The sequence below is a fragment of the Cytobacillus sp. genome, assembly GCF_964223445.1.
Classification (GTDB): domain Bacteria; phylum Bacillota; class Bacilli; order Bacillales; family Cytobacillaceae; genus Cytobacillus.
Genome location: NZ_CAXQGS010000052.1, coordinates 33,113 through 45,653 on the forward strand (window position 1 = coordinate 33,113; position 12,541 = coordinate 45,653).

Sequence of the window (12,541 nt, forward strand, 5' to 3'; positions counted from 1 at the left end):
TTATAATTCCACATATTGCTTTTGGAAAAAGTCCAGACATAATATAGCATTGGCCTGGATTTCCACTGTTGACCCTGATCCGACATTATCATGCCAGACAACATGTATCTTTTGAAGCTGGCAATAGATTTCATCTGTAAATTGCTGAAAGAATTCATGATGGGAATTACTTCCATTTTTAGTTAGAAACGTGTATTCGTTATTGGCGTTAGCTTCTGGCAGCATTGGGGTGGAAAGCCAGTATAAATCAATCATATGCTCAATAGGAAGGGGTATCTTTACCATTTGCAGGGAATCATTATTTTCATAAATAATTCTAGCTATAATCACCCCTTTAATAAAAGCAATATTTGATGGCAGCAGTGCCCGGCAGCGCAGTGATTCAACCGACCATTCCAATTTTTTAATTTCTTTGACTGTTAGTTTGAAAGGCAAGCATTCAAATAGATTAATTTCTAATTCTGATTTTGCCACCATTACAGGTACCTTTACGATTGGCCCTGTCCGGCAGGGTACGGAGCTGTGGTGGTCGAAAAGACATATTTCACCTTTCTCGTTACATACCTCTTTAGTGTTTTCACACATACTGGAAGATTCACTTTTAGAAAGGTCCAATTCGTCCAAATTGTTAGATGAATCAAGTTCTGATGTGAACTTATCAATAAGATTGGTGCTTTTATCGTTTATATCATTATGATCTACTTCATCTTGAGCAGCATCTGCACCATGAATAGATTCATCATCCTCCATCATGAAAGAAAAATCCTTTAACAAAGACGATATCTTTTGATATTTATCATTATCAGCAGCTGCTCTATACATTCCATGTGAAGTACTTTCCCCACTTATAATTGATGAAACCTGATCACTTATATAGGATAATTCCTCCATAAAAGAGGATAATTTTTCCTGCAGGGAATCAAAATCATGCATGAATTCTTTTTTTTCATCAGAGGATTCATCATTATTTTTCATTTGATATCCAAAACAAAATTTAGATTCCTCACCTGAAGAGGAGGATTCCTCAAGTTCAGTATTATTTTCAGAGTGTTTTTCTGCCATAAAGGAACTGGACTCACTACAGCCAAACAAAGATTCAGCCATCAAAGAAAAGACTTGATCCTGTATAGATGAATCAATGTCTGATTCTGATGAAGACGATTCTTCCAGCAATGAAACAAATTCACTCTCCAATGAACTATCATTATTTACTCTCGGTTCATAATAAATGCCAGGGGATTCATCGAACTGAACTTTTTCATCTTGACTTTCTTCCTTAAGTAACAACCCTTTTTCCACTAATAATGTAAATTCATTTTCATGGACTTGTTTGTCTATTTTCTTGTAATCTCGATCATCTATTAACAGATCATCTAATATAGAAGTCTCTTCTTTTTTTGCTTCGCTTGTAGATTCAAGGATTGCAGAGAACTCATGAACCAAATCCAGTACTTCATTTTTGTTTGAATTAGTCTTTAAATCCAGTTCCTTTTCTTGTTTAAGAAAATTGGATTCCATTACTTCTTCATCCAAACTCGTATTTTCTTGAGAATATTGAGATTCTTCAGCCTTATCCAATGCATTATCTCTGATCTGCAAAGTATTTTCCTTGAAGTGGCTTTCATAGCCAGGCTGGCCATTTCTTCCGATTGTCTTATAATAAATACTATTTGAAAATTTACTTGGTAAGGAAGGAGACCAGCTGAGCATCGGAGAAAATGGGGTCAGCAAATCCATTAACCTTTTTGGAATACTTATACTTTTTTTATTGACAAACTGACCCTTTTCTTTAACAGGCTTCGGCTTAGCAATCAATGCCTTATCTAAAGTTGTTCCTGAGGGCTTTTCTTTATAACGAGTGATTTGCCTGTCTTCTAATTTTGGCGGCGCCAAAATAAAAGGTAGGGAAGTCCCTTTGGGCGAAAATAAAGGGTTTGACTTCTTTACTTGCTTCCCTGCAGGCTTAGACTTGTTTGGCTCGCTTTCACTCTTTTTGCTGTCCGGATTCCCTTGCCCAGAATAATAGTAAAGTTGCTGGGCAGGCTGCTCAATATTATCTTTTTTTAAATTATTAATAGGATTACTGTCATTTCTCATGATTCCAGGAAGGTGCTGTCTAAAAAAGCATCCTCTCCAATCCCCTCCTTACCTTCAAGTTAGTGATTTTTTGAGCGTTAATCACAGTGATGAAAACAATCATCATCATTTGTTGTGGAAGATACGCGGATCTGCTGTTTTTGCAGTACCTTCAATGTTATATCCAAGACCATTTTTTCCTCAACCTTTGTAAAAATTCCTTCTCCCAACGGAGTGCAGTTGGGAAGTGGAGACCGGTCGATGGCTTCATCCCATTCTATTATTCTGCTGGATATTAGTTCACAAAACGGAAGCTCGTTATAATGCTGGGTGCTTTCCTGGTGGAACTGGGAAAGATCCTTTGTCTGCAGCTCATCCTTCTCGGGATGGCCTGAAGGCAAAGGTTTAGAGATAAGAAAGTCAAATTCCTTTCTATTGTTCATTTCCGGCATTTCAGGCTTTGTTAAGAATTTTTTAATTTCACTCACACATTGGAAGGGTACATCCACAGTGTATGAATGCAAATCAGAAGCAATGCTTTTACCTGAGTGCATTTCAATGTCCGGGCATGGGCTCGCATATTGAATGTTCTTCCGGACAAAGCCTTTAATAAATAATTTGTTTGTAGGTAATAATAGTCTGCATTGTGTTAATTTAACTGTTTTCTTAATGTCCTTTATTTCCAGAACTGGCTCTGGAAATGTTATTAAGGCATCTATATTTATTTGTAAGGTAAGTTCAGCCAGCACTACAGGTACCTTTGTAACGATTTTACCAATGCTGACATGCGGATGATGTTCGATGCAGCTTTCACATTCACAATTATGAGTAATCGCTTTGCATTCATTCTCATGTTTATCTTTATGCGATTCAGACATTTTGGGGCCTCCTGAAGTCAAGATATAGCATACTATGCGTGTTAAATGACTATGTATAGGCACCTGCCCTAATAGAAAAAGGAGCCTTTATAACCCAATATGTAAAAATTTTAATAAGAAAAGACGGGCACAACTGGACTCCTATCCCGCATAAGATTCTAAAGGAGGAGTGAGGGAAAATGGATAGACGAAATTTTCTGGCGGTTGATATAGGGAACAGTTGGTATAAAGCGATGGCCTCTGATAGCGGAATGATATCCGAGTACCAGCTTCCAAATGCAATTGCACTTTTTGACAGCGAGTTTTATGAAAAACCATATGACGATGAGGATATTATCTTTGAGGAGAATTTGATCGTTGAAGTAAAAAGCAGAGCTGTTAAAGAAAAAAGAGAAATCTTTTATATTGGAATGGGAGCTGCCAGACAAAAGGATGTTAGTTTAACTTCATTTAATAATCAAAAAGTTGATGAGGACCGAACGTATATTTTGCTTTTTGGATTAGCAGCTTATCATGCAGCCCTTCAGAAGTCTGATGAATTAGAAATAACCTATTCTATCGATCAATTAGCTGTTTCTTTACCGACAACACAGTATAAGGAGCGTAAATCAAAGCTGAAAGAGAAATTAATTGGTTCTCATACAATAATTTTCCACAAGGTGCCAGGATTGAGTGAACCAAAAGAGCTCGAAGTCAAGCTTAACATTAATGATGTTATTATCGGGGCAGAAGGAGCCTGTGCCTACCTTGGTTTAACCCGGGACCAGGAAACTCTGGGAATAACAAATCATGAACTTGTTAAAGAATCAGAAAAAGGAATTATTATCGGAGATCTTGGTGGAGATTCTGTGGATTTTGTAGGAATAAAGAATAATAAACCAGTTGCTTCTATAGAAGGTGAACCGTTTGGCATTAATCAGTTTCTTGACCATATCATTCAAAAGGTAAGCAAAAATGAGCTGTATCGCTTCGATTCACGAGCAGAGCTAGAGGAGAAATTGGCAGCGGGGATCTCGGAATGGTATGTGGAGCCGTTTGCGGGAGTAAGAAAAGATATCAGCAAATATATTATTCCGCAGCTAAAATCAATGGCGGTAAAATACTTGGAGCATTTTGACAGGGTGCGGAGCAGTTCGAGAGAGATTAAAGGGGCAGTCCGGTATATTGCAGTCGGTGGAGCGGCCAAGTTGGCACAAAAGCAGATTCTCGAAGCTGCAGTCAGATGGTCCGAGAGAGGCCGTCCAATTGAGCTGATGTTTCCTGAGGGGATGGAAAAGCTTAATGTTCAAGGTTTGATGATTTTGGCAAAAATGAATCAAATTAAAAAGGAAAAAGGAAATAGCACTGCCATTTCCGTTAAGAGTTAGGGATGACGCTAATGTCCAAAACATATACGGATTATCTTAATAAAACAGCTATAACGATTTCCGAATCCTTCATTGATGTGAAAACTGGAAACAATATCTCTGTATCCGCAAAAGTGGAGGAGCAGATAAAATACCATGCAGCTAATCAGACTTTAATGCATCTGCTTTTATCGGCACTTCATAACTATCTGCATCCTAAAGCAGCAGGCAGCAGCAGTGAGGTAATTTTAGCTGAAATAGCGGAATTGAAGAGGCTGATAGAGGGCGGATCCATTACTTTAAATATTAAAGAAAAGCAGGGTTATCCACTTAATAATCAAACAGAAAAAGCGGATTTGGATTTTAATGAAGTAGTCAATGTTCTTGAGGCATTTGGGGGATAAAGGTAAAAAGGTGCACCTTATGAGGTACACCTTTTTTGTTTGAATTTTTTAACTTCTAATTTCATTTCAAGAAAATCACTTACAAGGCTCTAAATGCGGACAGCAGGCAGGCAAGTAACGGCACAGAAGCATGAGAGATCCACGTTGATACAAATACCTGTACCAATTAGATCTTCAATATTTTCAAAATCTATTTGGCTGCAAGGAGAGCAAAAATCCTTTGAAGCGTGTTTAAATGGATCTCTTGATGATTTGCATTGCTTGAACGTTAATAATTCCAGAACTGCGCATTTACCATCAAATTCTTTTATTTTAAAAATAAAAGACGTAATGCATGCAAACTTTTTCTCCTTTGAGTGATGAGTAAATGTCGTCACGCCGGTGGCCTTAAATGGTTCACAGTCTCCACAATAGAGGATAAATGGGATCGTATTTTTCTTCGGCTTTTTGGATCCTCCCATGAGCCTATCAATGGAATCCTTACAGGATGTCTTGCAATCATCCTCATTTTTCACCTTTTTCTGAGCTTTATCAATAGCTTCCAGAACATCTTCTACACAATTTTTATGAAAATTGTGATGGAATTTAAAATTATCACTATTTTTCTCTGATTTCCAGTGGCAATCGCAGTCGTGTTCATGTACCTCGCAGAAGTCATCGTGCTTGTCATGATCCTTAAGATATTTCTTGCCGCACATACCCATGAATTTCTCACTCCCCTAAAAATTATCTTCATCATTAGCATACGGCTGGAATGAAAATATCGAGTGAGAATCTAGCCTATTAAGAGTGAAAAAAGTTTGTTGATGAATTTCTATTACTGTAGCTTTTGAATAAAAATTTAAATAATGGAGTTATAAAAATCTGAATAACATGTCCAGTCCTTTATTATTAAAAAACATATATTAAAAGTACATAAGACTAATTTAGGAGGGACTTTGTGGAACAGCCAATATTTTTAGAGCCTGTTTTCCAAGAAAGGATCTGGGGAGGTACAGCTCTTAAAAATATATTTGGCTATAATATTAATTCTGAAAAGACAGGTGAATGCTGGGCAATATCTGGACATGCAAATGGCGATAGCACAGTTTTATCCGGAAAGTTTATTGGGAAGAAGCTTAGTGAACTTTGGACAGATAATCGAGAATTATTTGGAAACCATCCTGCACAAAATTTTCCGCTTCTGGTAAAATTGCTTGATGCCAATTCAGATTTATCTGTTCAAGTTCATCCTGATGACGAATATGCACAAAAGCATGGGACAGATATGTTTGGTAAAAATGAATGCTGGTACGTCCTGGACTGTAAAGAGAATGCTCATATCATTTTAGGTCATAATGCAAAAACTAAAGAAGAACTAACAAGTTTAATCGAAAAAAAGGAATGGGGAAAACTTCTGAATAAAATCCAAATCAAGAAAGGGGATTTTATATTCGTACCCAGCGGGACCGTTCATGCACTAGGGCAAGGGACTCTTATTCTGGAGATTCAGCAAAGTTCGGATACCACTTATAGACTATACGATTACGACAGAATAGACAGCAATGGAAAGAAACGCGAACTTCATTTAAGACAGGCTATTGAAGTGGCGACAGTGCCTCATTATTTGCCAAAACTTCAGCCAGAGTATGTAAAGAAGGGCAGAAATCGGTTTATAAAGTACTTGGAAACTGAAAACTTCACTGTAAGCAAATGGGAGATACAAGAGAATGCTGCGATGAAAAAAGCAGTGCCATTTATACTAATCAGTATAATAAACGGGACAGGGAGTTTAATCATAAGAAAAAATCGATACAATCTGAAAAAAGGCGACCACCTTATCCTGCCGGCCCAAATAACAAAGTACTCGTTCGAGGGGCAATTTGAGGCTATCGTTTCTCACCCCTGATATAAACCCGTATCATACTTCACATTTTCACAAAGCAAATTGAACTGGCCAGAAAAGCAAGCCTAAACTTGGCTTGCTTTATATTTTTCACTGAATTTACATATCTCACGAAGAAAATGAGCCGTGCTTCTTATTATCATGAAAACATGCTGCAGGTAGCTATCGGGTTAGAATCTCGCCAATAAAAGCCAATTTTTTGTGTTTCCAGCTATAAGAATCAAAATTGCCTGGTCACGTGTACAAGCCATTTTTGTTGTCAAACATACAATATTACAAGCAAGTACTTGCTGAGTTAAATTGATTTATAATGAACTGGGAAGCTCCAAAACTTTGATATAGCATTTAATTAAAAAGGAGTGAGGACCATGAAGCTTTATTTAGATCCTGGACACGGAGGCACTGATCCAGGAGCTCAGGGAAACGGAATAAGAGAGAAAGATATTGCACTTGATATCGCAAAAAATATAAAAAATATCTTATTGACCATCTATCAGGATATAGAAGTTAAAATGAGCCGTGAAAATGATACGACTAAAAGTTTGAGCCAAAGGACATCTGAAGCCAATAGCTGGGGGGCGGATTTTTACCTCTCCATACACTGTAATGCCGCGAATGGTGCAGCGAAGGGGTATGAAGATTTTATTCATAACAGCCTTGGAAGCACTTCCCAAACAGCCAGCTATCAGAATATTATCCATGCTGAAGTCACAAAACTGAATCAGCTCATCGATAGAGGCAAGAAGAAAGCTGACTTTCATGTCCTGCGTGAATCTGCCATGCCAGCCCTATTAACAGAAAATGGGTTTATTGATAATTCTGCAGATGCCGCTTTAATGAAAGATCCACTGTGGAGACAAAGAGTGGCACAGGGACATGTTAATGGAATGGCAAAAGCCTTTAGCCTTAAAGCCAAACCGGCAGTCCCGCCGCAGCCGCCAAAACCAGTCGATCCCAGTAATTTATACAGAGTGATAGCCGGTTCTTTTACAAATAGAAAGAATGCTGAGGAAAGGGCTGCCGCTCTAAAAAATAAAAGCATTGAATCAGTTATTGCTATTGCTGAAATTTCAGGCACGGTCTGGTACAGGGTACAGGCCGGTGCTTTCAGTACGAAGGAAAATGCAGAAAAACAACTGGAAGCAGTAAAGAAAGCAGGAATAGCAGATGCCTATATACTGTCAGACGCTCCGCCGGCAGTGCCTTCTGAACCAAAAGGTTATTCCATTCTGGGAGTAACCCATTTGTCACCAGAGCATATGAATCAATATGCAAAACAGTTTAATCCAAACGCCGCCAATTTAGGTTCATTCTATTCGGCTATCGGAGAATATTATGGTATCAGAGGGGATGTAGCTTTCGCACAGGCCATGCATGAAACCAACTATTTGCGCTTTACCGGTGATGTAAAGCCTGGCCAGAATAATTTTGCCGGAATTGGCGCAACAGGGAATGGAGCCGCAGGAGCAAGCTTTTCCACACAGGAGGAAGGAGTTTTGGCACATATTCAGCATTTATATGCCTATGCTTCCACACAGCCTCTGCCTTCTAAATATCCACTGGCCGATCCGCGTTTCAGCCTTGTGAAAAGAGGTTCGGCGAAGCTTTGGAAGGAACTGAATGGGAAATGGGCTGTACCTGGTACTAATTATGCTGAATCTATCATGAACATCTACAAAAACATGGTCAGATTTTCTGATCAGAAATTAGAAGCTGTTCTGAAGGATGCAGAAGGCAGCTAATAAAAAAAGCGGACATGAGGGGTGTCCGCTTTTTTAACTATCTGTCAAATCACATACATGAATACACAAAGAAAGTGTGCCATGCTTCCCATCATAATGAAAATATGAAAAATCTCATGAAAACCCAAATGTTTAAACTCCAGGAATTTTGGTTTAATCGCATAAATCACTCCGCCGATCGTGTATAGGATGCCTCCAAGTAAAAGAAGCATTACACCAGTACTGCTTAAAGACTCAGAAAGAGGCGAAAAAGCAAAAACAATAATCCACCCCATTGCAATGTATAAAGCTGTTGACAGCCAGCGGGGGCAGCTGAACCAGATCATTTTAAACAGTATCCCTGATAAAGCAACAGCAGAAACAATGGAAAACAGAACCCAGCCGGTCACACCATTTAATGTTATAAGGCAAAAAGGTGTATAGGAACCTGCAATCAATACATAAATCATGGAATGATCAAGCTTTCTTAAAAAGGCAATGACTTTATCTTTGGCTATCACCATATGATAGGTAGCTGATGCTGAATAGAGCAGCATTAAACTGATTCCAAAAATAGCAACAGCAGCAATGGCAAGCGGTGACGATGTGGTCAGTGAGGCTTTAATAACCATGGCAAGCAATCCGGCAAAGGATAATATCGCTCCTGCCAAATGGGTCAGTCCGTTTATGGGCTCCCGGATGTATGAATTCATAATATCTCCTCCTAATGTTCTTTTATGTAGTTTTAATAACTACTTAATATAATATATATAAAACATCATCTAGTCAATATTTACAACTTGCGCTTTTTTAAGTAGAATTTATGTAATACCAGGTGAAGATTTGAGGGATGAATATGGAAACGGAAAAACTCATTGCGGATAATCAGATTCAATTGGAAGATATCCCGCAGATAGACTTATATATGGATCAGGTGATCCAGCTATTTGAAAATTCTTTTGGCAGCACGACGAGAAACGAAGAGGAAAAAGTGCTGACAAAGACAATGATAAATAACTATGCAAAAGGGAAATTGTTCTTTCCTGTCAAAAATAAAAAATATTCAAAGGAGCACCTTATTTTAATTGCTTTTATTTATCAGCTTAAAGGCGCACTGTCCATAAACGATATAAAAAGCCTGTTAAATGGCATCAACACACGAACAGCAGAAGGAAGGATGGACCTGGACCATTTTTATCAGCTTTACCTCGATTTAACTAAACTGAATGTCGACGCATTTAAGAGTGATCTGGAAAATCAGGCATCCAGGGCAGCAGAGGAAGCAAAAGAGCTAAATGAAGATCAGTCAGCCCAGCTTGAAAAAGTCCTGCTGGCCACTTCACTCGTTCACATGAGCAACTTATATCGAAAAGCAGCTGAACGCATTGTAGACGATGTGAAAAATAAAGCGGATCAATAATAGGAAGGCGGGAAACTCCATCAAGAAAAGAGATAAACGAAAAACAGGGCTGCTGCGGGAAATATTTAATGAATTTATGGATTCCATTATGATCTCCTTACTTATTCGTACCGTACTGTGGATTCCGTGGGTGATTTTCAGCTTCTTTAAAAATTTATTTTAATAATATGCAATTGGTTCGGACAGGAGAAAATGACATGACGCTCATAGAGTCCGAACCTGCCGCGACTTCGGACAGAAAGAGGCGAAATCCCAGTGTGAGAGTCCGAATTTGCCCTGACTTCGGACAATTAACCAAAAGAAAACCCGGACCACAAAGGCCCGGGTTCATTGTTTATAGAAAAATGAAATATATAACCCCTGCAAGTACAATCCTGTAAATAGCAAAAGGAATAAGTTTAACTTTATTGATCATCTTCAAAAAGAAGCGGATCGAAATCAAGGCAAACACAAATGCACTGATAAAGCCTGCAATAAAGAAAGGAAGCGCATCGACTGAAAAATACTCGAGATTTTTTATTAATGATAGAAAACTCGCGCCAGCCATGATGGGCACAGCCATGATAAAAGTAAAATCAGCTGCAGCCCGGTGTGACAGGCCAAGCAGGACGCCTCCTGAAATGGTTGAACCTGAACGGGAGAACCCTGGCCAAAGTGAGAAGCACTGAATCAATCCAATAGATAAAGCCTGTTTATAAGTGATTTGATCGACTGAAACGGTTTTCGGGTTTTTGCCTCCAAAAATATCAGCAAAAATCATCAGAAATGCACCAATCACCAAACCAATCAAAACCGTCTCAGTTGAAAACAGGTGTTCATCAATATAATCCTCAAACAAAACGCCAAGTATCCCGGCAGGAATTAACCCTACAATCACTTGAGACAATTTCAGACGGCTTTGTTTTTCTTCAGTGTTTTTGTTTCTTCTCCCAAGACCGAGCATTTCAATGAACCGTTCCTTAAAAATAATTACAACCGCTAAAATGGAACCGAGCTGAATGACGACTTTAAAAGTATTAGCTTCATATTTTGATAAAAACTCTTTTGTATTGAGCCACATATCATCCACAATAATCATATGTCCTGTAGAGGACACAGGAGCAAACTCAGTCATTCCTTCAACAAATCCCAAAATAATCGCTTTTAATATCATAATAAAATCCATCTTCTAATTAATTCTCCTTTTATCCATCTGATGCAACTAAACTCCATTTAATGATTATAAACCATTTATGATAGATAGGAACAATTTTTTACAAAGTAATATAGATGTAAAGTGTCAATTAATTAGCTGAAATGCACTTATATCGTCGGCATGATTGAAATACCAGGCGATTATAGCATCATAATCGCTGTTCAAAGCAATAACACTTCTATCCTTTTTAATATTAAAATGTTGATCACTAATTCACAAACTCTTCACAGAATTTCAATGCCTTGTGAGAAAAATCACCAAATTCAGTCCATATTTACCATATGATAAAAGCAGATATACCAATCGAGTATAAGGAGGAAATCAAGATGAAAAAAGGAGTAAAATATCTGCTTACTTCGGCTATTGGCTTAGGGTTAATAACGGGATGCAGCCAGGGGGCAGCACTGGAAAGTTCCCTTCAGCCTGAGGAAAAGGTTCTGGCGGCAGAAACAGCTCAGCCCGAGGCAATCGCTCCGCATAAAAACTTAAATCAGGAACCCATCCCATTGAAAATTGATAGAGTCGGACCGAATGAAGTAAATGTGGAAATGACTTCCCAAATCACGAATGTTGAAATCGACAAAGGAAAATTCTATAAAGCATGGACGTTTAATGGTGAAGCGCCAGGCCCTGTAGTTGTCGTCAATGAAGGGGACACAATCAACTTCACCTTAAAAAATATGGATCCTGCAATACCGCACAGCATGGACTTTCACGCTGTACACGCAGCTCCTTCAAAAGATTTCTCCAACGTTCATCCTGATGAAACGGGAACATTCAGTTACCCTGCAAATAAACCAGGCGTGTTTATGTATCATTGCGGTACGACACCGGTATTATCACATATAGCAAATGGAATGCACGGAACTATAATTGTAAAGCCCAAAGACGGATATCCGACTGACAAAGAGATTGATAGGGAATATACAATTATTCAAAACGAGTGGTATAAGTACAACGATCTGGAGGATTTTACAAACGGCGTTCCCAGTCATGTGGTTTTCTCCACAAAAGCTTTAAAGGAAGGAGACCCCAATACTAATGGGGATACGTTCACCCTTAAGGATAATCCGCTTCTGGCTAAAGTAGGGGATAAGGTGAGGATATATGTTAATAATATAGGACCAAATGAAGTAAGCTCTTTCCATGTAGTTGGTACTGTGTTTGATAATGTATACATTGATGGCAACCCTTATAACCGCTATCAAGGTCTCCAAACGGTTATGCTCCCTGCAAGCGGCGGTGCAGTAGTCGAATTTACAGTTACCAAGGCAGGCAGCTATCCAATTGTGACTCACCAGTTTAACCACGCACAAAAAGGAGCCGTCGCCATCCTGAAGGTAACTGAGACCGGTGAAGACGACGGTAAGGCCACAATGAGCCATTAAATATAAATAAAAACTCAACTTAAAATAAATTATACAAGATACAAAATGAAAATGGAATCCTTTTTCTGGCAGTCTATTTAGAATTGAAAGGCTGCAGGAATGTTATTTCCGGACAGTGGGTGGATTATTAGTTATAAAGGAACAAGTATTATAAGTGCTGAAAAAGTTCATGTTATGACTATAGCATTCCTTTAAATTCACACAAAAATCGAGATAAGACCAAAAGCG

Annotated in this window: 11 protein-coding genes; 6 read left to right on the forward strand and 5 right to left on the reverse strand. The window is 38.5% G+C overall.

Annotated features, from left to right (window positions below; all coding sequences use genetic code 11):
- Positions 1–1,578, reverse strand: a complete 1,578-nt coding sequence (locus ACEQ1T_RS09210) for a hypothetical protein (protein WP_372530242.1) — start codon at positions 1,576–1,578, stop codon at positions 1–3.
- Positions 1,579–2,174: 596 nt separating this feature from the next.
- Complete coding sequence (locus tag ACEQ1T_RS09215) at positions 2,175–2,954, reverse strand: CsxC family protein (protein ID WP_206839630.1); 780 nt, start codon at positions 2,952–2,954, stop codon at positions 2,175–2,177.
- A gap of 179 nt (positions 2,955–3,133) precedes the next feature.
- Here ACEQ1T_RS09215 and ACEQ1T_RS09220 point away from each other — a divergent pair, with 179 nt between their 5' ends.
- Both ACEQ1T_RS09220 and ACEQ1T_RS09225 read left to right on the forward strand, forming a co-directional pair.
- The gene (locus ACEQ1T_RS09220) at positions 3,134–4,321 is read left to right on the forward strand and encodes a ParM/StbA family protein (RefSeq protein ID WP_206839632.1); all 1,188 of its coding nucleotides are present in this window, start codon (positions 3,134–3,136) and stop codon (positions 4,319–4,321) included.
- Positions 4,322–4,332: 11 nt separating this feature from the next.
- A complete protein-coding gene (locus tag ACEQ1T_RS09225) occupies positions 4,333–4,704 on the forward strand; it encodes a hypothetical protein (RefSeq protein WP_370222600.1) in 372 nt (123 codons plus the stop codon).
- An 89-nt stretch (positions 4,705–4,793) separates the two neighbouring features.
- Here the strand turns inward: ACEQ1T_RS09225 and ACEQ1T_RS09230 are convergent, their stop codons facing one another.
- Positions 4,794–5,408: a CotY/CotZ family spore coat protein gene (locus tag ACEQ1T_RS09230; RefSeq protein WP_370222601.1), complete on the reverse strand. Its 615-nt coding sequence runs from the start codon at positions 5,406–5,408 to the stop codon at positions 4,794–4,796.
- Between the two features lie 236 nt (positions 5,409–5,644).
- Here ACEQ1T_RS09230 and manA point away from each other — a divergent pair, with 236 nt between their 5' ends.
- Complete coding sequence (gene manA, locus ACEQ1T_RS09235; protein WP_206839635.1) at positions 5,645–6,592, forward strand: mannose-6-phosphate isomerase, class I; 948 nt, start codon at positions 5,645–5,647, stop codon at positions 6,590–6,592.
- 365 nt (positions 6,593–6,957) lie between these two features.
- Entirely contained in the window at positions 6,958–8,331 is a 1,374-nt protein-coding gene (locus ACEQ1T_RS09240) for an N-acetylmuramoyl-L-alanine amidase (protein WP_370222603.1), read from the forward strand.
- A gap of 44 nt (positions 8,332–8,375) precedes the next feature.
- On the opposite strand, the gene ACEQ1T_RS09245 is transcribed toward ACEQ1T_RS09240, so the two are convergent.
- Entirely contained in the window at positions 8,376–9,023 is a 648-nt protein-coding gene (locus ACEQ1T_RS09245; RefSeq protein ID WP_206839637.1) for a hemolysin III family protein, read from the reverse strand.
- A 143-nt stretch (positions 9,024–9,166) separates the two neighbouring features.
- Here ACEQ1T_RS09245 and ACEQ1T_RS09250 point away from each other — a divergent pair, with 143 nt between their 5' ends.
- Entirely contained in the window at positions 9,167–9,730 is a 564-nt protein-coding gene (locus tag ACEQ1T_RS09250; RefSeq protein ID WP_370222606.1) for a DUF1836 domain-containing protein, read from the forward strand.
- A 334-nt stretch (positions 9,731–10,064) separates the two neighbouring features.
- On the opposite strand, the gene ACEQ1T_RS09255 is transcribed toward ACEQ1T_RS09250, so the two are convergent.
- The gene (locus tag ACEQ1T_RS09255; RefSeq protein ID WP_370222608.1) at positions 10,065–10,895 is read right to left on the reverse strand and encodes an undecaprenyl-diphosphate phosphatase; all 831 of its coding nucleotides are present in this window, start codon (positions 10,893–10,895) and stop codon (positions 10,065–10,067) included.
- A gap of 356 nt (positions 10,896–11,251) precedes the next feature.
- Between ACEQ1T_RS09255 and ACEQ1T_RS09260 the strand changes: the two genes are divergently transcribed.
- Positions 11,252–12,313 carry a multicopper oxidase domain-containing protein gene (locus ACEQ1T_RS09260; RefSeq protein WP_206839640.1) on the forward strand — a complete coding sequence of 354 codons (1,062 nt, stop codon included), beginning with the start codon at positions 11,252–11,254 and terminating at the stop codon, positions 12,311–12,313.
- Positions 12,314–12,541: the final 228 nt, after the last annotated feature.

Coding starts and splice junctions, on each gene's coding strand:
- ACEQ1T_RS09215 (WP_206839630.1), bottom strand. CDS start 2,954: ATGTCTGAATCGCATAAAGATAAACATGAGAATGAATGCAAAGCGATT.
- ACEQ1T_RS09220 (WP_206839632.1), top strand. CDS start 3,134: ATGGATAGACGAAATTTTCTGGCGGTTGATATAGGGAACAGTTGGTAT.
- ACEQ1T_RS09225 (WP_370222600.1), top strand. CDS start 4,333: ATGTCCAAAACATATACGGATTATCTTAATAAAACAGCTATAACGATT.
- ACEQ1T_RS09230 (WP_370222601.1), bottom strand. CDS start 5,408: ATGGGTATGTGCGGCAAGAAATATCTTAAGGATCATGACAAGCACGAT.
- ACEQ1T_RS09240 (WP_370222603.1), top strand. CDS start 6,958: ATGAAGCTTTATTTAGATCCTGGACACGGAGGCACTGATCCAGGAGCT.
- ACEQ1T_RS09245 (WP_206839637.1), bottom strand. CDS start 9,023: ATGAATTCATACATCCGGGAGCCCATAAACGGACTGACCCATTTGGCA.
- ACEQ1T_RS09250 (WP_370222606.1), top strand. CDS start 9,167: ATGGAAACGGAAAAACTCATTGCGGATAATCAGATTCAATTGGAAGAT.
- ACEQ1T_RS09255 (WP_370222608.1), bottom strand. CDS start 10,895: ATGGATTTTATTATGATATTAAAAGCGATTATTTTGGGATTTGTTGAA.
- ACEQ1T_RS09260 (WP_206839640.1), top strand. CDS start 11,252: ATGAAAAAAGGAGTAAAATATCTGCTTACTTCGGCTATTGGCTTAGGG.